The 20,086-nt window shown below is 68.5% G+C and carries 16 protein-coding genes; 6 read left to right on the top strand and 10 right to left on the bottom strand.

The features are described from left to right. The first annotated feature begins 548 nt into the window (after positions 1-548). The 3 genes from BUF17_RS17660 to BUF17_RS17670 all read left to right on the top strand — a co-directional run bounded on the left by BUF17_RS17660 (position 549) and on the right by BUF17_RS17670 (position 4,095). Positions 549-1,391, top strand: a complete 843-nt coding sequence (locus BUF17_RS17660; protein ID WP_073631167.1) for a phytanoyl-CoA dioxygenase family protein — start codon at positions 549-551, stop codon at positions 1,389-1,391. Positions 1,392-1,561: 170 nt separating this feature from the next. After that, on the top strand, positions 1,562-3,301 hold the full coding sequence (locus BUF17_RS17665) for an FAD-dependent oxidoreductase (RefSeq protein ID WP_073631169.1): 1,740 nt from the start codon (positions 1,562-1,564) through the stop codon (positions 3,299-3,301). After that, the gene (locus tag BUF17_RS17670) at positions 3,298-4,095 is read left to right on the top strand and encodes an SDR family NAD(P)-dependent oxidoreductase (protein WP_073631171.1); all 798 of its coding nucleotides are present in this window, start codon (positions 3,298-3,300) and stop codon (positions 4,093-4,095) included. Before BUF17_RS17665 ends, BUF17_RS17670 begins: the two co-directional genes overlap by 4 nt. A gap of 119 nt (positions 4,096-4,214) precedes the next feature. On the opposite strand, the gene BUF17_RS17675 is transcribed toward BUF17_RS17670, so the two are convergent. Further along, positions 4,215-5,462 carry an NAD(P)/FAD-dependent oxidoreductase gene (locus BUF17_RS17675; RefSeq protein ID WP_073631173.1) on the bottom strand — a complete coding sequence of 416 codons (1,248 nt, stop codon included), beginning with the start codon at positions 5,460-5,462 and terminating at the stop codon, positions 4,215-4,217. A 658-nt stretch (positions 5,463-6,120) separates the two neighbouring features. Between BUF17_RS17675 and BUF17_RS17680 the strand changes: the two genes are divergently transcribed. Beyond that, the gene (locus BUF17_RS17680) at positions 6,121-7,026 is read left to right on the top strand and encodes a TetR/AcrR family transcriptional regulator (RefSeq protein WP_210215467.1); all 906 of its coding nucleotides are present in this window, start codon (positions 6,121-6,123) and stop codon (positions 7,024-7,026) included. 287 nt (positions 7,027-7,313) lie between these two features. Then, entirely contained in the window at positions 7,314-8,627 is a 1,314-nt protein-coding gene (locus BUF17_RS17685; protein WP_073631175.1) for an amidase, read from the top strand. Between the two features lie 140 nt (positions 8,628-8,767). Here BUF17_RS17685 and BUF17_RS17690 read toward each other — a convergent pair whose 3' ends face one another. Genes BUF17_RS17690 through BUF17_RS17725 form a run of 8 tightly spaced genes read right to left on the bottom strand, consistent with a single transcriptional unit; the run spans position 8,768 to position 17,148 of the window. Then, positions 8,768-9,823 (bottom strand): threonine aldolase family protein, encoded by a 1,056-nt coding sequence (locus tag BUF17_RS17690; RefSeq protein ID WP_073631177.1) that lies wholly within the window; start codon positions 9,821-9,823, stop codon positions 8,768-8,770. 44 nt (positions 9,824-9,867) lie between these two features. After that, complete coding sequence (locus BUF17_RS17695; protein ID WP_073631179.1) at positions 9,868-11,403, bottom strand: hydantoinase/oxoprolinase N-terminal domain-containing protein; 1,536 nt, start codon at positions 11,401-11,403, stop codon at positions 9,868-9,870. Continuing rightward, positions 11,400-12,482, bottom strand: coding sequence for an S-methyl thiohydantoin desulfurase family protein (locus BUF17_RS17700; protein ID WP_073631180.1), 1,083 nt, complete (start codon positions 12,480-12,482; stop codon positions 11,400-11,402). The genes BUF17_RS17695 and BUF17_RS17700 overlap by 4 nt, the downstream gene beginning before the upstream one ends. A gap of 23 nt (positions 12,483-12,505) precedes the next feature. Beyond that, positions 12,506-13,588, bottom strand: a complete 1,083-nt coding sequence (locus BUF17_RS17705; RefSeq protein ID WP_073631182.1) for an ABC transporter ATP-binding protein — start codon at positions 13,586-13,588, stop codon at positions 12,506-12,508. Between the two features lie 3 nt (positions 13,589-13,591). Then, complete coding sequence (locus tag BUF17_RS17710) at positions 13,592-14,392, bottom strand: ABC transporter permease (RefSeq protein ID WP_073631184.1); 801 nt, start codon at positions 14,390-14,392, stop codon at positions 13,592-13,594. Further along, a complete protein-coding gene (locus BUF17_RS17715) occupies positions 14,389-15,276 on the bottom strand; it encodes an ABC transporter permease (protein WP_073631186.1) in 888 nt (295 codons plus the stop codon). The genes BUF17_RS17710 and BUF17_RS17715 overlap by 4 nt, the downstream gene beginning before the upstream one ends. Beyond that, positions 15,273-16,007, bottom strand: a complete 735-nt coding sequence (locus BUF17_RS17720; protein WP_073631188.1) for an aspartate/glutamate racemase family protein — start codon at positions 16,005-16,007, stop codon at positions 15,273-15,275. Before BUF17_RS17720 ends, BUF17_RS17715 begins: the two co-directional genes overlap by 4 nt. 13 nt (positions 16,008-16,020) lie before the next feature. After that, positions 16,021-17,148, bottom strand: coding sequence for an ABC transporter substrate-binding protein (locus BUF17_RS17725; protein WP_073631190.1), 1,128 nt, complete (start codon positions 17,146-17,148; stop codon positions 16,021-16,023). Positions 17,149-17,343: 195 nt separating this feature from the next. Here BUF17_RS17725 and BUF17_RS23310 point away from each other — a divergent pair, with 195 nt between their 5' ends. Continuing rightward, positions 17,344-18,369, top strand: coding sequence for a LuxR family transcriptional regulator (locus BUF17_RS23310; protein ID WP_073631192.1), 1,026 nt, complete (start codon positions 17,344-17,346; stop codon positions 18,367-18,369). A gap of 241 nt (positions 18,370-18,610) precedes the next feature. On the opposite strand, the gene repC is transcribed toward BUF17_RS23310, so the two are convergent. Further along, the gene (gene repC / locus BUF17_RS17735; protein ID WP_073631194.1) at positions 18,611-20,059 is read right to left on the bottom strand and encodes a plasmid replication protein RepC; all 1,449 of its coding nucleotides are present in this window, start codon (positions 20,057-20,059) and stop codon (positions 18,611-18,613) included. Between the last annotated feature and the right edge of the window lie 27 nt (positions 20,060-20,086).

Consider the following 20,086-nt stretch of genomic DNA (forward strand, 5'->3'; position numbering starts at 1 on the left):
GCTCTGGCGGCGCCGATGGAGCACGATAACCTCGGTGCGAAGGTGCGCCGTCAGTTTTGCAAGCCACATGCCAAACCGATTTTTCAAGCGAACGTTCAATTAATTCGACGCGCATGTGCTGTGCGACTGAGGTCCCCGCGATTCTGCCGCTGAAATGCGCATTGGAATGGTTACATTTTCCGCGCGCCCGCACCGAAGACCGCCGCTGGGTTGCTCATTGCCGTGAGCACAGCCAAAGCTGTGCGCGACGCGGCCTCTTTCCGGGTGTGGCGGGGCGTGGCCCAGATCTAGAAAAATAGGACTATAAATCAAGATGATATTCGACCTATTCGACCAAGTTGTCGCAGGCGTTCCGGAGGGATATGCCGCTTCGTTGATCGTGGACAAAAAGTGCGCAGTTTGAAGGCATTCAAAGGCGGCAATGGCCCGGACGTCCTGAGCTTCATGCGTCCGGCTTGACGCGCTTTGGCGGCGGGACCTATCCTCATCATTAGATCGAACATTCAATTACATTTCGGATCCGCGCCTGCCCCAGGGAAAGGCTGACCATGTCCGTATTCAGTGACACCACATCGCTGATCGAAGGCCCCGCGGCCCGGCTTCCGACGGCCGCGGAAATCGCGGATTTCCGCCGGGACGGCGCGGTCTGCCTGAAAGGCGCCCTCTCCCCGGACTGGATCGCGACGATCGAGGCCGCGATCGCCGCGGTGCTCGACAGTCCAGGCGACAGCGCGAAATTCGCCGACGCACGCCGCGGGTTCTTTCAGGACGCCAACAACTGGCGCCGCATCCCGGCGCTGTCCGAGTTCGTGTGGCGCTCGCCGGCCGCCGGGATCGCCGCGGCCCTGCTCGGCTCCCGCAAGATCAACTTCCTTCAGGACCACATCCTCGTGAAGGAGCCGAACACCGACAAGGCCACCCTCTGGCACCAGGACCAGCCCTACAGCCCCATCGACGGCCGGGATTTCCTGACGATGTGGATCGCGGTCGACCCGGTTCCGCTCGAGCGTAGCCTGCGCTTCGTCCGCGGCTCCCACGCGGCCGGCCGCTGGTACCGGCCCCGCCACTTCGCGACCGGAGCCCTGCGCGAGGGCGACGATCCCGCGTGGGATCTGCTGCCGGATATCGATGCCGATCCGGCGGCCTTCCCGATCCTGTCATGGGCGGTGGAGCCGGGCGACATCGTCGCCTTCCATGGCCTGACGCTTCACGGCGCCGAGGGCAACAGCTCGTCGAGCGCCAGGCGGCGGGTGCTCTCGGCGCGCTGGACCGGAGACGATGCGCGCTTCATGCGCCGTGGTGGGCCGATGTCCCCACCGCCGCTCGAAGACGCGCCGCCGGACGGCGCGCCGGTCGATTGCCCGTCCTTCCCCGTGGTGCTGGCGTCCTAGAGACACTTCCGGAGAAGACGCTCGGAAAGACGCCCGAGCCGCCGTCATGCACCCATGCCTCCGGCCGGTGAACCAGCGGCGAGGGGCGCATCGCCATTCGCAGAGACGCACCGGCCGCGACGCGGCCGCCGGTTCCGTCGCCGCTCCCCTAGACCGCGCAAAGGCGCGCCATGCTCCGTTCCTCCCCTTCCGGCGAAGCCGGTGACCACACGCCCGCGCCCGTCGAGAGCTGTGACGTCGTGGTCATCGGTTCCGGTTCGGCGGCGCTGACCGCCGCGCTCGCGACCGCCGTCGCCGGGCTGAAGACGGTCATCCTGGAAAAGACCGACCGGATCGGTGGCACCAGCGCGATGTCCGGAGCGGGAACGTGGGTTCCCGCCAATCATCATGCGCGCGCGGCCGGCATCGATGACAGTCCGGCGGAGGCGCTCGCCTATATCCGCGCTGCCGCCCCGGCCGGCTGGCAGGAAACCGAGGACGCATTGTGGCAGAGCGCGGTCGCGGCCGCCCCGACGATGCTCGCGTTCGTCGAGGCGCGGTCGCCGCTGCGGTTCGCGCTCGCCGGCGACCCCGATCCCCGCCTCGATCTGCCGGGCGCCAAGGCCCGCGGCCGTATGGTATCGCCGCTGCCCCTGCGCCGCGCCCTGCTCGGCCCGCTCGCCGGCAAGCTGCGACCCTCGACCCTGCCGCAGATCTACACCTATCAGGAGGTCCACGCCCTCGACGTCTATCACCACCCGCTCCGGGCGGGCCTGAAGATGGCGCCGGTGCTGGCGTGGCGCTGGCTGACCGGACAGCGCGCCAAGGGCGCGGCTCTGATCGTCGGTCTCCTGCGCGGCGCGCTTGATGCCGGTGCCCGCATCGAACTCTCGGCCCGCGCCCGGGAACTCGTGACCGAGCCCGCGACCGGCGCCGTCACCGGCGTGGTCTACGAGCAGAATGGCCGCCTCCATTGTCTCCATGCCGGTAAGGGGGTCGTGATCGCAAGCGGCGGCTTCGAATGGGACCCGACGCTGCGCGATCGGCATTTTCCCGGCCCCTGGGACTATATCGCCAGCCCGCGCGGCAACGAGGGCGACGGCCACCGCATGGCTGCCGCCGTGGGGGCCGCGCTGGCCCACATGGACCAGGGCAACGTCAACCCGGCGATGCCGACGCGCTATGAACGCCGGCTGCACGGCCTCGGCCTGTTCTTCCACCGCGAGGCCAACGCCATCCTCGTGGACAAGAACGGCCATCGCTTCGCCGACGAATTCGCGTTCAATATCGGGGAGATCGTCGACCGGCGCGATCCGGTGACCGGATTGCCGCTGCACCTGCCGGCGTGGCTGATCACCGATTCCGACTTCCTGCGCAAGGCGCCCATCGTGCGCCTCTACGCGCGGCACGATCCCCGCTGGCTGGTGCGTGCGCCCACGGTCGAGGCACTGGCGGACCTGATCCGCCTGCCCGCGGCGACACTCGCGGCGACGGTCGCGCGGTTCAACGGGTTCTGCGCCAACGGTCACGACGCCGATTTCGGTCGCGGCGCACGGTCCGCCGAGGATCCGAAGCGCGCCACCGGTGAGCCGGCGCTGGCGCCGATCCGCCGGGCGCCGTTCTACGCCATGCCGTTCAATCGCTCCTTCCTCGCGACCAAGGGCGGCCCGCGCACCGACGAAGCCGGGCGCGTCCGGCGGCCCGACGGAATCGTGATCGAGGGGCTCTACTGCGCGGGCGTGGCCATGGCGAACCCCATCGGCACCCGCGCCGTCGGCGCCGGCACCACCATCGGCCCGAACATGACGTGGGGTTTCATCTGCGCGCGGGACATCGCCGCCCGCGCCGGTGTCGCCCTGCCCGGCAGCGAAGCCGAAAGCGCGCCTGTTGCTCCAGAACCCGACCGAGCCCAGAAGGAACCCATGCGATGACAACCCCCGAAAGCGCGTCTTCCATCGGCACGAGGCTCTCCGGCCGCGTGGCCGTCGTGACCGGTGCCGCGCGCGGCATCGGCCGGGCTATCGCCGTGGAGATCGCACGGGAGGGCGGCGCCGTCGCCGTCGTCGCGGGCACGGACGCGGCCGGCGCGGCGGAAACGGCCGCGCTCGCGGCAGCCCACGGCGCTCCTGTGCACACCTACCTTGCCGACGTCACCGACCGGGCCGGCACCGAAGCGCTGATGGCGCGGGTGATCGCCGATTTCGGCGGCCTCGACATCCTCGTCAACAATGCCGGCCTCGGCCGGCAGGCGCCCCTGCTCGAACTCGCGGAAGAGGATTGGGAGGCCGTGTTCCGCGTCAACACGAAGGGCGCGTTCCTCGCCGGTGTGGCTGCGGCGCGCCACATGAAGGCCGCCGGCCGGGGCTCCATCGTCAACATCGCGGGCGCCTCTGCCCACCGCTCCTATCCCGGCGCGGGTGCCTACGGCCCGGCCAAGGCGGCGGTCGTCAGCCTGACCCGGCAGATGGCGCTCGAATGGGCGGACTACGGCATCCGCGTGAACGGGGTCAGCCCGGGACCGATCCGCGAGCCCGGCACCGGCTGGGAGGCGCGCGAGCCGGCGCTCGCGACCGAAGTTGCGCGCCTGCCGCTGAAGCGCGCGGGCTCGCCCACGGAGGTCGCCCGCGCCGTGACCTATCTTGCCAGCAACGATGCGGCCTACATGACCGGCCAGATGCTGATCGTCGACGGCGGCGGCGTCGAGACCTGGTACCTGTCACTGTAAGGGACGGCGAGGCCGCGCCGTCATCCGGCGGCTGCCTCGCCTGGACGCTGCAATATCCTGGGACGCTGCAGCCACCTCGGGCACGACGAGCCGCTGCGCTCCGGCGAACCGCAGCCCTCTCAGGCAGGTTGCGGGCGCATGGCGTGGGCCTTCAGGTCGAAGCCCTCGTCCGCCGCCTCCGCCGGGGAAAGCGCGATCCCGCCGCCCACCAGCCGGCGCGCCACCATGTGGTCGGCGGGGCGCCCGACACTCTCCACGGCCACGAGCCTGCCCGCCCGGTAGCGGAACGCGGAGAAGGCACCGTCTTCCGGCGCGCCGCGCAGCACCGTCTCGTCCGCGCCGTGGGCGAGGCCCGCGATCTGCAGCTTGAGATCGCCCTGATGGCTCCAGAACCAAGGCACCGCGCCATATGGCTCCGTCGGCTTGCCGGCAAGCCGGGCGGCGACGAGACGGGCCTGATCGGCCGCGTTCTGCACGGATTCGATGCGCACCGGAGCGGTCGCATGAAGGCTCGGATGACGCGCACAGTCCCCGATGGCGAAGATACGCGGATCGGCGGTCGCAAGCCCGGCATCGACCAGGACGCCGTCGTCGACCGCAAGACCGGCAGCGGCCGCCAGATCGTCGTTCGGCAGCACGCCGATGCCGACGATGACGAGATCGGCGGCGAGCACATCCCCGCCCGCCAGTTCGACGGCCCGCACACGCCCCTCGTCGCCGAGGCAGCGTGCCACGCCGGCATGGAAGCGGAACGCAACGCCGAGCGCGGCGAGCACCCCCTCGTGATGGCGCGACACCGCCTCGCAAACGGCGCGCCCCATCACCCTTCCCGTGGTCTCGACGACCGTCACCGGCCGTCCGCTCAAGGCCACCGTGGCGGCGATTTCGAGGCCGATGAAGCCGCCGCCGATCACGACGACGCTCTGCGCTTCTTCGAGCCCGGCCCGGATGGCTGCGGCGTCATCGACGGTGCGCAGGCCGAGAATGCCGTCAAGATCGCTTCCGGACAGCGACAGCATCCTGTTGCGGGTGCCGGTGGCGAGCACCAGATGGCCGAAGCCGACGCGGCTTCCATCGGCCAGGACCACGGCGCCGTCCCGCCGGTCGATTGCCGTCACACGGGTCCCCGCGACGCGCTCGATGGACTTGTCGGAAAACTGCTTCTCCGACCAGAACCGCAGGTCCTCCGGCAGCATCGGCCCCTTCAGATAATCCTTGGAAAGCGGCGGACGCTGGTAGGGCAGATGCGGCTCGTCACCGATGAGCACGATGCGGCCGTCCCGCCCCTGCTGGCGCAACGCGGATGCGAGCTGAAATCCCGCATGACCGCTTCCGACGATGACGATGTCGTCCATAGAACTCTCCATGCGGCTTTATCGGTGCCGGCGCGCCCGACAGCCCGGTCCAGCCAGCGTCCGGATATACCGGTGAAAGCGAGGGCATGCGCGACCGCGCTTTCAGGCGTCCAGGCCGGGACCGAGGGGGATCGGGGACCGCGGGCGGGCTTGAGGCGCGGGGCGGTTTCGGGGATGGGCAGCGGATCCGGGAGGCTCCAGATTTCCCGCTTGGACCGCATTTGTCAATCGATCGTTCAATTAATTACAGAACCTCTCAGGTCGCGCCTTCTACGGCATTCGCCTGCGGCACGCCGCAGCGCCTCCCACCAGGCGAGGCTGCGGACTATGACGGCCTATCATGCTGGTATAGAACACGATCCGGGTCCGTTCTCCATCTGGAACGCCCGGCGAGACGGCGATGAAACGCTCGCGCTCCCGCGGGATCGCGCTTGACGCGCCGTCATTTAATTGATTGATCAAATCATGATCCGAATCGAGGGATGGTCTGCCGTCCGACCCGTTGAAGGCGCCGCCGCGGCCCGCCCCTCATCGCTCCTCGGGCGGAGGAAAGGCATCGAATTCATGGCGACGGGCGCGGCGATGTCTGCGATGCTGGCGCGTGTCGTGGGGTGAATGCGGTGCCGATATCGGGGGATAAAGCGGGCCAGGAAAGGTGCGGCGCCGTCCGGTGTCGGCTCGCGGCCGCGCGGGCGGCCCCAGCGGGCCGACAAGCCGGTCAGCAGACATTCAAGACCCGCCGCGGCGGCAGCAGGAACACGAGCCGATGACGACGACTTCCGCGCGCGCGCGGCCCCGCAAAACTCCTGCCAAGCTGGATATGCCGCCCGCCGAACCAGCGGCGGTCGACGCGCCGCCATCCTTGGGCAAGGCATCGCCCATCTCAAGGGCCGCTGCCAAAGCTCCGGCAGTCAAGACTCCGGCCGTCAAAGCTCCGCGCAAGCCGCGCAAGACCGTCGAACTGCATCCCAATGCCGAGCGCACCGGCGTGGCCGAGGCGCTGCGGAAGATCGCGCTCGACCTGTTCGCCAGCCAGAACTACTCGACCGTCACCATCAAGGACATTTCCGGCGCCACCGGCGTCAATCCCTCGCTGATCTACTATTATTTCGGCAGCAAGGAGCAGCTCTTCCTCGATGTCGTGAACTCGGCCGTCGAGGAGGCGTTCGCGAAATTCGAGTCGGTCACGGGTCGCGCGGATTCGCCTGAAAACATCATCTCCGCCTGGATCGAGATCCATATCGCCCAGTTCGTGATGCTTCAGAAGCTTGCGAAGATCAGCCTCGACTACGCCTGCACGTCGAGCCGCACGCTGCAGGTCGACAAGGCCATCCGCAAATTCTACGATAAGGAATCGGTCGTGCTCAGCCGCGCGATCCGCGCCGGCGTCGCAAAGGGCATCTTCCGTCCGGTCGACCCGACGGAGGCGGCAACCTTCATCTCGACTTTCCTCGACGGTGTCCTGTTCCGCAACGTCATGTTCCCGACGTTCGATTATTCCGCCGCCATCTCCCACATGCGCACGCTGGTGCTCGACCACCTCCGCACCGACGCTCCCCGCCAGACGCAGGCGTGAGGCGGCCGGAACGCCGTCGCGGAAGGCCGCTATCCTGGGACGATGATGTCGGCCCCACCGATCCCCGCGAAGCCCGGAACCGAACGGCGGATCGTGCGCAAATCCAGGCACCGTGCGACATGGTCGCTCTCCGAGGCCGCAGGATCGCCGTCTGTCTTGAAGCGGAGACGACCCGGCGCGTATACCCTGCCGCGGCAGTCACGATGCTGGTGACCGCAGCCATCATTGCCCGGGCCCGGGGCGCCCGGTCATAGTTCGCAGAACGAAGCCAGCCGGAGCCGCCCGCCATGGTCGACGATACCGCCTTTCTGTCGGTCCGGTCGCTGGCAGAGGGCTATCGTGCCGGGCGCTTCACACCCGCCGATGTCTGCCGCCGCGCGTTGGAGCGGCTGCGGGCGTGGGAACCGAAGCTGAACGCCTTCATCGACCCGATGACGGATCTCGTCATCGAACAGGCCGAACGCGCGACGGCCGAACTCGCCGCGGGGCGGGATCTCGGCCCCCTGCACGGCGTTCCCGTCGCCATCAAGGATATCATCGACGTCGCCGGCGTCCCGACCACCTGTGCAACCAGAGCCCTTGCGCCGCGCATCGCCGAGAGGGATGCCGCCTGCGTGCAGCGCCTGCGCGAAGCGGGCGCGATCCCGTTCGGCAAGACCAATCTTCTGGAATTCGCATACGGCATCGTCCACCCCGATTTCGGCCAGACGAACAATCCGGCCGATCCGTCCCGCACCGCCGGCGGATCCAGCGGCGGCTCGGCCGCCGCCGTGGCGGCCGGGATCGTGCCGCTGGCACTCGGCACCGACACCGGTGGCTCGGTCAGGGCGCCGGCGGCCTATTGCGGCGTCGTCGGTCTGAAGCCGACCTTCGGGTTGCTGCCGCTCGACGGCGTCTATCCGCTATCACCGAGCCTCGACCATCTCGGCATTCTCGGCCGCAGCGGCGAGGATGTGGAGCTGGCGCTGCGCGCGCTGGCGGCATCGGCGCCGGCATCGCCGCCGATCGTCCGTCCCGAGGGACTTCGCCTCGGCGTCGCGCTGAACCAGTGGGACAACCCGGCCCTCACCCGGGAGGTGCGTTTGCGCATCGCGGCGGCCCTCTGCCGCTTCGAGACGGCCGGCGTGACGATCGTGCGGATCGATCTTCCCGCGCCGGGCGCGATGGCCGCGGCGCTGCTCGACATCCTGCTGCCGGAGGCGGCGCAGATCCATGCCCGAACCTTCCAGGATGCGGCCGCGGGCTACGCCGCCGGCACCGCCGAGCAGATCCGCGCGGGGATGAGCCTGCCGGCGCTGCGCTATGTGGACGCAAAGTCCCGGCAGCGCATCTGGACGGCGGAGCTCGATGCCGTGTTCGACACGGTCGACGCGATCGTCGGGCCGACGGTTCCCTTCGTCGCTCCCGACACCGACCCTGCTCTGAGCGCGGAGGGTGACGACGAGATCCTGATGCTGACGCACGCCAATCTGACCGGCGCGCCGAGCATTTCCATTCCGTGCACGCGGAACGGCGGGTTGCCCATCGGGCTTCAGTTCACCGGCAGGCGCGGCGAGGATTTCCCCCTGCTGGCGCTCGTCCGGCAGCTCGAGCGGCTTTAGAGCATATCCGTTCAGATCGAACCGATCTGAACGGCAAGAATATGCTCAAGCCTTTGAATCTGGAGCGATTTCTAGTCGATCTGATGATTCCATGAGATCGGAAAGCGCTTTAAAGAGATTTCCTCTCGACCGGCCGCGCTTCACGCCGCGGCGGTGCTCATGAGGCGCGCGGCATCGGCGATATCGGCGGCGAGTTCCTCGACGCGCTCCGGATCCGCGTCCCAGGCGAACATGAAGCGCGCGCCGCCGCCGATGAAGGTATAGAAGCGCCAGCCCCGGCGGCGCAGATCGTCCAGCAGCGGCTCGGGCGCATGGATGAAAACCGCGTTCGCCTGAACGGGAAACAGCAGCTCCACCCCGGATATGCCAGCGATGGCACCGGCGAGGCGCGTGGCGCAGGCATTGCCGTGCCGGGCATTGCTGAGCCATGCCCCGCTTTCGAGAAGCCCGATCCACGGTGCGGACAGAAAGCGCATCTTCGAGGCGAGCTGACCGGCCTGCTTGCAGCGATAGTCGAAATCGGCGGCGAGCGCACGGTCGAAGAAGATCACCGCCTCGCCGACCGCCATCCCGTTCTTGGTCCCTCCGAAGCACAGCACGTCGACGCCCGCCTTCCAAGTCATCTCGGCCGGCGAGCAGCCAAGAGTCGCGCAGGCATGAGCGAACCGGGCGCCGTCCATGTGCAATTTCAGCCCGAGCTCCCGGCAGACGGCCGCGATCGCTTCGATCTCGTCGAGGCTGTAGACCTGTCCCGTTTCGGTCGGCTGGGTGATCGTCACCACGCGAGGTTTGGGGAAGTGGATATCGGCCCGGCCGGTCGCGAGCGTGCGGATCATGTCGGGCGTCAGCTTGGAGGAACCGGGCGGGGCCACCAGCAGCTTGGAGCCGTTGGAGAAGAACTCCGGCGCGCCGCATTCGTCGGTCTCGACATGGGCGGCGGACGCGCAGATGACGCTGTGGAACGACTGGCAGAGCGCCGCCAGCGCCAGCGAATTGGCCGCCGTGCCGTTGAAGACGAAGAACACCTCGCAGTCGGATTCGAACAGCGTGCGGAACGCATCCGCGGCGAGCGCCGTCCACTCGTCGTCCCCGTATGAGACGCAGGAGCCGTCGTTCGCCCGCGTCATGGCGGCGAGGGCCTCCGGGCAGATCCCGGCATAGTTGTCGCTGCCGAATTGCTGGGCTGACGTGGCCATGGCGCAGGTCCGTTCCGGTTGTTGCAGTCGTGAGGTCGCGCGGGTCAGCCCGCGAGATCGCCGACGACGCGCACGCGCACGCGCAGCGGATCGCCGGGGATGTAGGACATCGGCGTGTCTTCCATGTCGAGCACCGCAAGCGAAGACGCCCCGGCGCCCGCGGCGATCGCCTGTTCCCGCGCAGAGGCGAGCGTCTCGGCGATCGCGGTTTCGCGCGGCACGCCGTAGAAGATGCGCTCGCTCTCGCCGCTGACCTGCGACATCGCCGCGCCGACCGCGTTGGCGACCCCGGCGTTCTCGACCTTGATGACGTGCGAGACGCCGGGAAGGCTGTCCGGCACCAGGAAGGCGCCGCCGCCGACCGCGATGACGGGGAGGTCGCCGGCGCTGGTCTTCATGCGGTCGACGAGATCGCCGAGCCGGGTCCCCATCCACGTCCGCACGGCCTCGACGAGGCCCGGCGATACGTCATCGACCTGCGTCGCATCCCCGAGATCGAGAAGCCCCAGCCGCACCCCGATGTCCGTCAGCGTCAGGGTGTCGCCGCCGGCGACGCGCGCCTTCTCAAGCAGGCGGAAGCCGACGCTGTCCGGGCCGATCAGCAGGGGATCCTCGCGGACGACGGTGCCGCCGCCGAGCGCCACCGCGACCACGTCGGGCATACGGAAGAAGGTGCGCACGCCGCCGATATCGACCTGGGTGTTGGCCTGGCGCGGGAAGCCGGCGCGCAGCATGCCGGCGTCGGTGGTCGTGCCGCCGACATCGAGCACGACCGCATCGGCGATGCCAGAGAGCAGATGCGCGCCGCGCATGCTGTTGGTCGGCCCGGAGGCGAAGCACAGCACCGGGAAGCGTTCCGCCTCCTCGGCGCGCACCACCGTGCCGTCGTTCTGGGTGAGATAGAGTGGCCCGGCCAGCCCCGACCGGCCGATGGCCTGCCGGAAGGCCTCGACGGTCCGGCGCGCGAGCCCGTGGAGCGCGCTGTTGAGGATGGTGGCGTTCTCCCGCTCGATCAGGCCGATGCGGCCGAGATCGCTGGAAAGCGTCACCGTCACATCCGGCGCGATTTCAGCGAGAACGGCCGCGGCCTCCCGCTCGCAATCGGCGATCAGCGGCGAGAACACGGCGGTGATCGCCGCGGCGGTCACGCCGCTGTCGCGGATCGCCTCCGCCGCCCGGCACATTCCGTCGCGGTCGAAGGCGACGATCGGCCGGCCGTCGAACTCGTGGCCGCCGGCGAGCAGGAACACCGGCCCCGCCACCGCCGCGCGCAGATCCTCCGGCCAGTCCGCCATCGGCTCGATGGAGGACGCCGCCGGCAGGCCGATGCGGATGACGGCGACCCTGGAGAGGCCGCGCCTCTCCACCACCGCATTGGTGAAATGGGTCGTGCCGACCATCACGGCGCGGACGTCCGGCGCCACGCCGTCCGCGGTCTCCAGCACATGGGCTAGGGCGGCGCCGACACCGGACGTGACGTCCGCCGTCGTCGGCGTCTTGATCGCCTTCAGGATGCGGTCGCCGTCGAGCAGCACCGCGTCCGTGTTGGTTCCGCCGACGTCGATCCCGATCCGCTTCATGACGCGAGTTCCTCGAAACGGCGATAATCGAAATCGTAGCCGAAGGCCCTCGGCCCCACGACGTTCAGCCCCTCGGGGCTGCGCATGATGGGATCCGCCGCGAGCACGACCACGGCGACGCGCTGGCCATAGCGGATCACCTCGGCACCGATCGCTTCGGCATTTTCCTCGTCGAGCACGGTGATGAGATCCGGCACGGAGGCGACCAGCGCCCCGTCCAGCCGGGCGACCGAGAACTCGTTCTGGAAGTCGACCACGAGTTCGCGAGCGTGATGCGCTCCGCTTCCGGCGAACCGGACCGTGCCGCGCACGAAGCCGCCCTCGGTCCGGCGCGAGACATCCTCGACCTTGCCGCTGAAGACGAGGCGGGCATGGGCGCCGCCGACCAGCGCGGCGACCGGATCCGTTCCCGCCGCCCTCGCCTGCTGGATCGTCCGGCCCATGGCGATCGCCCGCGAGACCGAGTGGAGGATGGCGTGGGCCTTCACCTCCGCCCCCGAACGCGGCGCCGTGCAGGTGCCCGCGATGGAGCCGAACTCGACCGCGATGCGGCGTCCAATCCGCTCCACCCGGGTGGCGGATTCGGCGCGCGCGATCAGCACCTCGTTGTCGCGGACGTCGGCGATGGCGAACGGCGCCACATCGAGGCCGCGAATGGCGAAGCTCGCCATCTGCGCTTCCGGAAAGGCGCGGCCCATCGTGTCGGCGTCGACGACCGGCAGCCCGAGCTCCATGCCGACCAGCATGGCGAAGAACGCGTTCTCGCCGCCGATCTCGATCGACATGATGGCGTCGAACGGCCTGCCGGTGTGGGCTTCCATCCGCCGCACGGCGCGGCAGATCGATTGCGGTTCCGGCAGACGCTCCTTCGTCACCAGCGGCGCGCCCATGATACAGACCACGGCGACGCGGGCATCGTCGGCGAGTTCGTTCGGGTCGACGAGGCTGATGCGGCGGCCACGGCGATAGTCCGCCTGCGCGCACATCAGTTCGAGGTGCGGATGGTTGCCCCCGCCGGTCCCGAGCACGCCCGCGCCGATGGCGAGCGCCTCGAGTTCGTCATAGTCGAGTTCACGCATGACACTATCGCCGTTGAAGGGGATCAGGCATCGACCAGCCAGACGGACTGGCTCGGCCAGGAGAACACGGCATTTGCGCCGCGCTCGGGCGTCGGCAGCGCCGCGCCCTGGTGGGCGGAGACCGTTCGCCCGTTCGGCAGGCGGCCGACGATCTGCTGCACCGACCCGGAGAACATGATTTCTTCCACGCGCGCCTCGATGCGGCAGTCGTGCGCCTCCGGCGCCGCAGAGCCGACGGCGACCGTCTCCGGCCGGACCACAAGAGCCACCGCCGCACCGGCGGAGCGTCCGCCGGCCTGGTCCTGGTTCAGCGCGACGGTCAACGGCAGCGCGGCGGCCTCGGCTGCCGGGCCGGCGACAATGCGGGCATCGAACAGGTTGGCGTTGCCGACGAAATCCGCCACGAAGCGCGTGGCCGGGCGCCGATAGAGGTTCTCGGGCGTGTCGAACTGTTCGAGCGCGCCGCCGTTCATCACGGCGATGCGGTCCGAAAGCGTCAGCGCCTCTTCCTGGTCGTGGGTCACCGCGACGAAGGTAAGGCCGAGGTCGCGGTGGATGGTCTTCAACTCGGCCTGCATCTGCTTGCGCAGCTTGAGGTCGAGCGCCCCGAGCGGCTCGTCGAGCAGCAGCACGGCCGGCCGCACGATCAAGGCCCGCCCGAGCGCGACGCGCTGGGCCTGTCCGCCGGAAATCTGGCTGACGCGGCGGTCGCCGAACCCCCTGAGATTGACGAGGTCGAGCATGGCCTCGACCCGCTGCGCGATCTCCGCCTTGGCGACGTTGCGCATGCGCAGGCCGAAGGCGAGGTTCTGCGCCACCGTGCGGTGCGGGAACAGCGCATAGTCCTGGAACACCATCGCCGTGTCGCGCTCATAGGGCGCCGCGCCGATGACCGAAGCACCGTCGATCATGACGTCGCCGGACGAGGGCGTCACGAAGCCGGAGATCATGCGCAGCAAGGTCGACTTGCCGCAGCCAGAGGGGCCGAGGATCGTCACGAAGGATCCGCGCGGGATCTCCATGGTGACGCCACGGACCGCGGCCGACGCGCCGTAGATCTTGCTGACCGCCCGGAGTTCGACAGCGGGTGAGGCGGATGCGCTCATCGCTCAATGCTCGCTTTCGCGTCGGCTCTGGCCGAGGATCCAGATCTGGGCGGAAACGCTGATGGCCAGCGTCGCCACGATCACAAGGGCCGAGAGCGCGTAGATCTTGGGGGAGATGACCTGCCGCAGCGAGGTCCAGATGGCGATGGGCAGGGTCTCGGTGAAGCCGGCCAGGAACCACGCCACGACGAACTCGCCGAAGGCGTCCGTGAAGGCGAGCAGGAGCACCGCGACCAGCGCCGGGGCGATCAGCGGCAGCACGACCTCACGGAAGGCGACGAACTCGTTGGCGCCGAGATTCATCGCCGCCTCGATGTAGCTGCGCCGGAAGCCGAGGAAGCGCGAATAGAGCATCAGCGTCGCGTAGCTCGACGTCATCGTGGTGTGGGCCAGCACGATCGCCGGCTGGCCGACGAGGTCCGGCGCCGCACGGAACAGCACAGTCAGCCCAAGGCCGAGCACGAGCTGCGGCAGCACCACCGGCCCGAGCACCAGGCACAGCACCAGCGACTTCATGCGCACCGGACGCCAGGCGAGCACCATGGCGGCGGGCATCGCCAGCGCGGTCGAGAGAACCGCGGCGAGGAGAGCCAGCCGGATGCTGGTCAGGAGCGAGCCGACCAGGCGTCCGTCCGCGAGGCTCGCGCCGAACCAGTCCGTCGTGAACGCCGTGAGCGGCAGGCCGGGGATCGCCTTGGCGTCGAAGGCGAACAGCACGATCACCGCGATCGGCAGGTAGAGGAACGCGTAGAGCAGCACCGAATAGAGCGGCAGCGCCCAGCCGGCGGCGGAGAGCCTCTTCATGAGCCGGTCTCCCCGCTCGCACGCCGGATCCACTTCATCGACAAGGCGAGCGCCGTGAAGACGAGCACGAGCAGCACCACGGCCATGGCCGAACCGCTCGGCCAGTCGAGCCGGCGCTGGAACTCGTCCTGGATCACCTGGGAGAACATCAGCTGCTTGCCGCCGCCGAGCAGCGCCGGCGTCACGAACTCGCCCACCCCGAACACGAAGCAGAACACGGCCCCGACCACGAGCCCGGGCGCCGACAGCGGCAGGATCACCTCGCGGAAGGTGCGCGCCGGGCTGGCATTGAGGTCCATGGCCGCGTCGATCCAGCTGTCGTGGATGTTGCTGATCGCGGCATAGAGCGGCAGCACGTAAAGCGGCAGATAGGCATAGATCAGGCCGATCGCCGTCGAGACCGGCGAGTAGAGCAGGAAGCTCAGCGGCTCGCTGGTGAGGCCGAGCCCCATCGCCACCTGGTTGATCACGCCGTGTTCGCCGAGCAGGAGCCGCCACGCCGCGACGCGCATGACGATGCTGACCCAGAACGGCGCGATCACCGCAACGAGCAGCAGCCCGCGCCAACGGCCCGCCTTCTTGGCGATGAAATAGGCGACGGGAAAGGCGAGCACCGCGCAGGCGACCGTCACGAATGCCGCCGTCTCGACCGAGAGCAGCAGCGCCCGCCAGATCGCCGGGCGGGCGAAGATCGCCGCGTAGTTGTCGAATGTGAAGTCGGGGACGGGCCGGTAGCTCTTGCTGCGCCAGAAGCTCAGTCCGACGATCAGCACGACGGGCACGACGAAGAACACGATCTGCCAGATGATCAGCGGCAGCAGGCCCGCCGCCGGCAGCACCGACGCCAGCGACCGCCGCCGGGCTCCGGGGCGCGGCGCGCTCATGGCGCGAACGCGTATTCGTCGCGCGCGAAGGCGGGCGTCGGATAGGCGAGCTTCGAGGGCCGGAGCCCCGTCGCCACCATGGCACGGGCGAAGTGCAGCGCCACCTTGCCGGGATCGATCACCGGGATGGAGACGCCGAAATGGCGGTGAAGCGCCTTCTCCACGGCATCAGCCATGTCGAAGCCCGTGCCCGTGCAGCCCATCACGAAGGCCTCCGCCCCGTCGCGTTCCACGGCGTCGATGCTCTCGGCGATGATGTGGTCGAGGCAGCCTTCATCGAGAGCGAGCACGCTCGCCCCCGCCGCCCGCACCGAGGCGAGATTGCGCTCCAGGCCGTAGCGCGCCACGACCCGGCGGATCAACGGGAACAGCGGCTTCTCGGTGATGAACACCGTGAAGCGACTCGAGAGCATCGCCGCCATGTGCAGCGCGGCCTCGCCCTCGCCCACGATCGGGATCGAGACGAGTTCGCGCGCGCCCGAAAGGCCCGGATCGGTGAAGCAGGCGATGGTGCAGGCGTCCACCCCGTCCGCTTCCGCCTCCCGCGCAAGCCGCATCACTTCCGGCGCCGCGAGAGCGGAATCGAACTCCGCCTCGATGGAGGCGGTGCCCCGCTTCAACGGAACGGCGGAGATCTCGACGCCCTCCCCCGCGAAGGAGCGGTATTCGGCCTCGGCTTTGCCGACCAGTTCCTTGCTGTCGAGAACCGGGACGATCACGCGAATATGCATGGCGGCAGCGCCCTCAGCCCATCTTGAAGGTCTGCCAGGCATCCGCCCAGGCGTTCTCGTCGACGGGTGCGAGGCTCATCTGACAGTTCGCCACCCACTCTTCCATCTTGTCGAGGCCGAGCGCCTTGACCTGCTCGGGGGTGAGCATGTCGCGGACCTTGGCGTTGGTGACGGCGAACTTGTCGGCGCCCCACGCCATCTGCTTCATCGCCTTGGCGCTGGTCATGTAGTTGATATAGGCGAGCGCGGAGGCGAGATGCTCGGTGCCGCGCACGATCTGCAGCGTCTCCATCCACATCGCGCCGCCCTGCTTCGGGATCGCGAGATCGACATTGGCGCCGGCGAGGCGCGCGGTCGTGCGCACATTGTCGCTGGAGGCGCCCCACACCATCCACGCCTCGCGGTTGGTGAGATCGGACTTCACGGTGCCCATGTCGGCCTGAAGCGCGCGCATGTTCGGGCGGAAGGCGATCATCTTGTCGAGGATCTTCTGCAGCGTCTCGCCGGTGGCGTCCTCAGGCTTTTCGAGACCGATCCACTTGCCGGTCATCCACAGATAGAGTTCCGGCCAGTCGATGATCTCGACCCGGTTCTTGAGGGACGGATCCCACGCCAGCTCGGCATTGGACGCCGCCTCGGCGGAAATCTTGTCCGGCCAGTAGACGAATCCGTTGACGCCGAACCGGGTCGGGATGCCGTAGACCTTGCCGTCCACCATCGTTTCCGGGCGGTTGCGGAACGCGGGAAGCGTGTCTTCCAGCGAGGGAAGCTTGGCGGTGTCGATCGGCAGGGTCAGGCCGGCGTCGGCGAACTTCGCCGTCCAGACCGCGTCCGGGTTGATCACGTCGAACTTTGTCGTGCCGGCCTGCACCAGGCTGAGCTGTGCGCCGTTGCTCTCGGCTTCCTTGATGTTCAGCTCGACGCCGGTCAGCTCGGTGAAGCCGCGCATCAGCTCGGGATCGTCGTAGCCGGCCCACGCCAGCACATTGAGCGGCCCGGTCAGCTTGGTCTCGCCGGCAAAAGCCGGCCCGGTAAAGTCCACCTGCGCCGCGATGGTCGCGAACATCGCCGCCTGCGCGCCGAAGCGCAGCACGTCGCGACGGCTGGGGGAAACATGAGTGAGCACGCGAGACCCGGACATCGACGATTCCCTCTTGGAACGGCGGACGACTACCACCGTGGTTTATGCCGGATGTATAAGTCTCGTGACGACGGTCCCGCCATAGTGACCGCAGTCACCGGCGATGGTGGGGGCGCAGGAAGGCCAGCGAGGCCTGGGTCTGGCACGGTTTCTGCTTTGTCTGCCGGGCGGCGGCACGCGTGGAAAAGGACAGCGATGGAACGTCAGGACCGGGCATGTGAGCTTCCCGCCGGCTTCGGCAGGGACATGGCGCGCGTGCTCTCCCGCATCGGCCGCGACGACTTCTATGAGACCGTGATCGACGCCGTCGCGCCGCTGATCCCGTGCGATTTCTGGATCATGGCGCGCTACGAGACGGCGGCGAAGCCGCGCATCATCTCGGAATCGGGCATGGCGCCGCGGGCCAAGTCCGCCTACACCGACAGGCTCTGGCATCTCGATCCCCTGTCGCGCACCCCTGTCGCGGCCGATCGCCACCGCGCGATCAGCCTCAGAACGCTTTGCGCGGACGGCCCGCTCGACCGGACCTATGCGCGCTATCTCGATGTCGATCTCGGCATCGTCGACGAACTGGCGCTGCTGCTGCCGCTCAACGACCGCAGTTTCCTCGCCCTGTGTCTCGACCGTCATCGCGAGGCCTTCGGCGAGCAGGAATTGCGGCTCGCCTCGGAAATCCTCGATATCCTTCTGGAGATGCACCGCCAGCACGTCATCCGTTCGGTCGAGCGAGAGGTTGCCCGCAGCACCGGTCTACCCGGCGACCAGCGGACGGAGATCCTCATTCTCACCGCCGACGGCACGCCGCTGTACCAGTCCGACGGCTGGGCCCAGGCCGCCCGTCAGGCGTTCGACCGTGACATGCCGCCGGTCCAACCGGCGTGGATGGATCGGTCCGTCATTCCCGGCAACGGCGGATGGTGCCTGTTCCGTCCGGACTGCGACGGCACCGGGGCCCTCCTGCACGGCGCGCAGATCTTCGCCCTCCGCCGCGAGCCGGGAGATCTCGGCAGCCGGCTCGACAGGCTTGCCCGGCTCTACGGGCTGACCGAGCGGCAGAAGCAGATCGTGCAACTCTCCTTCGAGGGCCATCCGAACGCCTCGATCGCCCGCCAGCTCAACATCTCGGTCGGCGGCGTGAAGAACCACAAGCTGCGCATCTACGACAAGCTCGACATCACCAGCGAGCGCGAGCTGCTACCGGCTTTCCTGATGAGCCTTTAGAGAGCCTCCGGGACTGCCCGCTCAGTGACGAGCGGCGGAAGGGAAGCGGCTCGTCGCACCTCCCGCATCGCAGGCCGTGTCGGCACTCCCGTTCTCCATCGCCTGAGATGCCCGAGGCGCAAAAAGGCCCTCTCCCAGGTCTGCGAGAGCTGACGGCATGATACCTCCGTGAGACAATCTAGACGCCCCGTCGGTTGCCGAACGCGTCAGCTTTCTTTTCCGCGCAATGGCTTATGCGTGTTCAAGCTGATCGCCTGAGATTTGGCTTGTTGGCGGCGAGGAGGGCCATGAGCATGGGTCCGAGGGAGAAGGCGCCGGTTTCGGCCTTTGCGGTGAGACTTCTGAGATATCCGCCGGGCGAGGAGATGGTCTCGGCCCGCTGCAGGATGGCGGCGACGGTGATGGCGGCGCGGACCTCGCCCATGACGCTCTCCGCCTCCTCCCAGGCGCTGGGGCTGATGCCGAGCATGGGCCGGACCTTGGCGGCGGTATCGAGGAAATCGCGCCAGTTTCGGACGCCATCAGGGGCATAGGAGGCGAGGTCCGGACAGGCCTGCATCACCATGCCGAGCGGGAAGGCGCCGTCGGATGCGGCGCGGGCCGGTTTCGCAGCGTCCAACCGTGCCGCGGGCGGTGCTTCGGCCTCCCCTCCCCTATCCGCGTCGGGCAAAGGCTCGGCGTCCAGTCTGCTATCGGCCTCAATCCCGATTTCGGCCGTGGTGCTGGCATCAGGCTCGGTGCCTGGTTTGGCACCTTCTCCCCTCCCCTGCCCTGCGGGTTTTGTGTTGTGCCCAGCCTCGCCCCTGCTTTCTTGAAAGCGAGGTTCAGAATCAAGGGAACGGTTTGGGTTTGAATTCTGTTTGTGCCGCTCGTTCTGAGACTCATTGGCGCTGATATTCTGGAATTTGATGTGATTTTCCAGAATGTTGGACACAGCTTGTCCAAGCGCCGCGAACGCGGCCTCGATCTCGGCAAGCTCTGCGTCCGTGACCTTGCGATGAAGCCGGCCGGCGATCTCGACATAACGCTCGCGCACGCCATCCCAGCTCGTGAACGTCTCGAGCGCGGCCCCCTCCCCTGCCCTGCCGGAGACCGGTGCGGCGGCGAAACGCGCGGGCTCGACGCCTTCGGTCTCGCCGGTGGCGATCATCTTGAGGATATCGCGGCGCAGGAGCGTGACGCGCTCGCGCTGGCGCCTGACGGCCTGTTCGTGGGCGCGGACCTCGGCGGCCCACCCGGCGAACTCCCCTGCCCTCACGACGAGGGGGGCGAGGTCGAAGCCGAAGGCCTCGGCGATGGCGCCGCCGGCGGCCTTGCGGGCGTAGCGCTTGCCGTTGGGGCTGTCGCGGCGGATGACGAGGCCGCAATCGACCAGCTGGGCCAGGTGCCGGCGCAGCGTTGCCGGCGCCATGCCGTTGGCACGCAGGATGAGCTCGCGGTTCGAGGGGAACACCACGAGCGCGTCGCCGGAAAGCTCCGCCTCCGGAAAGAAGCTGAGCAGGGCGTTGAGGACGCTGAGGGCCCTGTCGGACACGCCGATGCGATGGCGGGCGACACGCACGGTGTCGAACACCTTCCACTTGTTGACCGCGAGGTCTGGGGCGCGTTCGCGGGCGGCCATCTGCGCCGCCACATGGGCGAGCGTCAGCGACCGCCGCCCGAACGGCGTCGTCGCAATATGCCTCTCCATCTCTTTCACCTATCGCCAGGCAAAAGA

The sequence above is a fragment of the Pseudoxanthobacter soli DSM 19599 genome, assembly GCF_900148505.1.
Lineage (GTDB): Bacteria > Pseudomonadota > Alphaproteobacteria > Rhizobiales > Segnochrobactraceae > Pseudoxanthobacter > Pseudoxanthobacter soli.

Coding starts and splice junctions, on each gene's coding strand:
- BUF17_RS17700 (WP_073631180.1), bottom strand. CDS start 12,482: ATGCGTGAACTCGACTATGACGAACTCGAGGCGCTCGCCATCGGCGCG.
- BUF17_RS17660 (WP_073631167.1), top strand. CDS start 549: ATGTCCGTATTCAGTGACACCACATCGCTGATCGAAGGCCCCGCGGCC.
- BUF17_RS17715 (WP_073631186.1), bottom strand. CDS start 15,276: ATGAGCGCGCCGCGCCCCGGAGCCCGGCGGCGGTCGCTGGCGTCGGTG.
- repC (WP_073631194.1), bottom strand. CDS start 20,059: ATGGAGAGGCATATTGCGACGACGCCGTTCGGGCGGCGGTCGCTGACG.
- BUF17_RS17665 (WP_073631169.1), top strand. CDS start 1,562: ATGCTCCGTTCCTCCCCTTCCGGCGAAGCCGGTGACCACACGCCCGCG.
- BUF17_RS17670 (WP_073631171.1), top strand. CDS start 3,298: ATGACAACCCCCGAAAGCGCGTCTTCCATCGGCACGAGGCTCTCCGGC.
- BUF17_RS23310 (WP_073631192.1), top strand. CDS start 17,344: ATGGAACGTCAGGACCGGGCATGTGAGCTTCCCGCCGGCTTCGGCAGG.
- BUF17_RS17720 (WP_073631188.1), bottom strand. CDS start 16,007: ATGCATATTCGCGTGATCGTCCCGGTTCTCGACAGCAAGGAACTGGTC.
- BUF17_RS17705 (WP_073631182.1), bottom strand. CDS start 13,588: ATGAGCGCATCCGCCTCACCCGCTGTCGAACTCCGGGCGGTCAGCAAG.
- BUF17_RS17725 (WP_073631190.1), bottom strand. CDS start 17,148: ATGTCCGGGTCTCGCGTGCTCACTCATGTTTCCCCCAGCCGTCGCGAC.
- BUF17_RS17695 (WP_073631179.1), bottom strand. CDS start 11,403: ATGAAGCGGATCGGGATCGACGTCGGCGGAACCAACACGGACGCGGTG.
- BUF17_RS17685 (WP_073631175.1), top strand. CDS start 7,314: ATGGTCGACGATACCGCCTTTCTGTCGGTCCGGTCGCTGGCAGAGGGC.
- BUF17_RS17710 (WP_073631184.1), bottom strand. CDS start 14,392: ATGAAGAGGCTCTCCGCCGCCGGCTGGGCGCTGCCGCTCTATTCGGTG.
- BUF17_RS17690 (WP_073631177.1), bottom strand. CDS start 9,823: ATGGCCACGTCAGCCCAGCAATTCGGCAGCGACAACTATGCCGGGATC.
- BUF17_RS17675 (WP_073631173.1), bottom strand. CDS start 5,462: ATGGAGAGTTCTATGGACGACATCGTCATCGTCGGAAGCGGTCATGCG.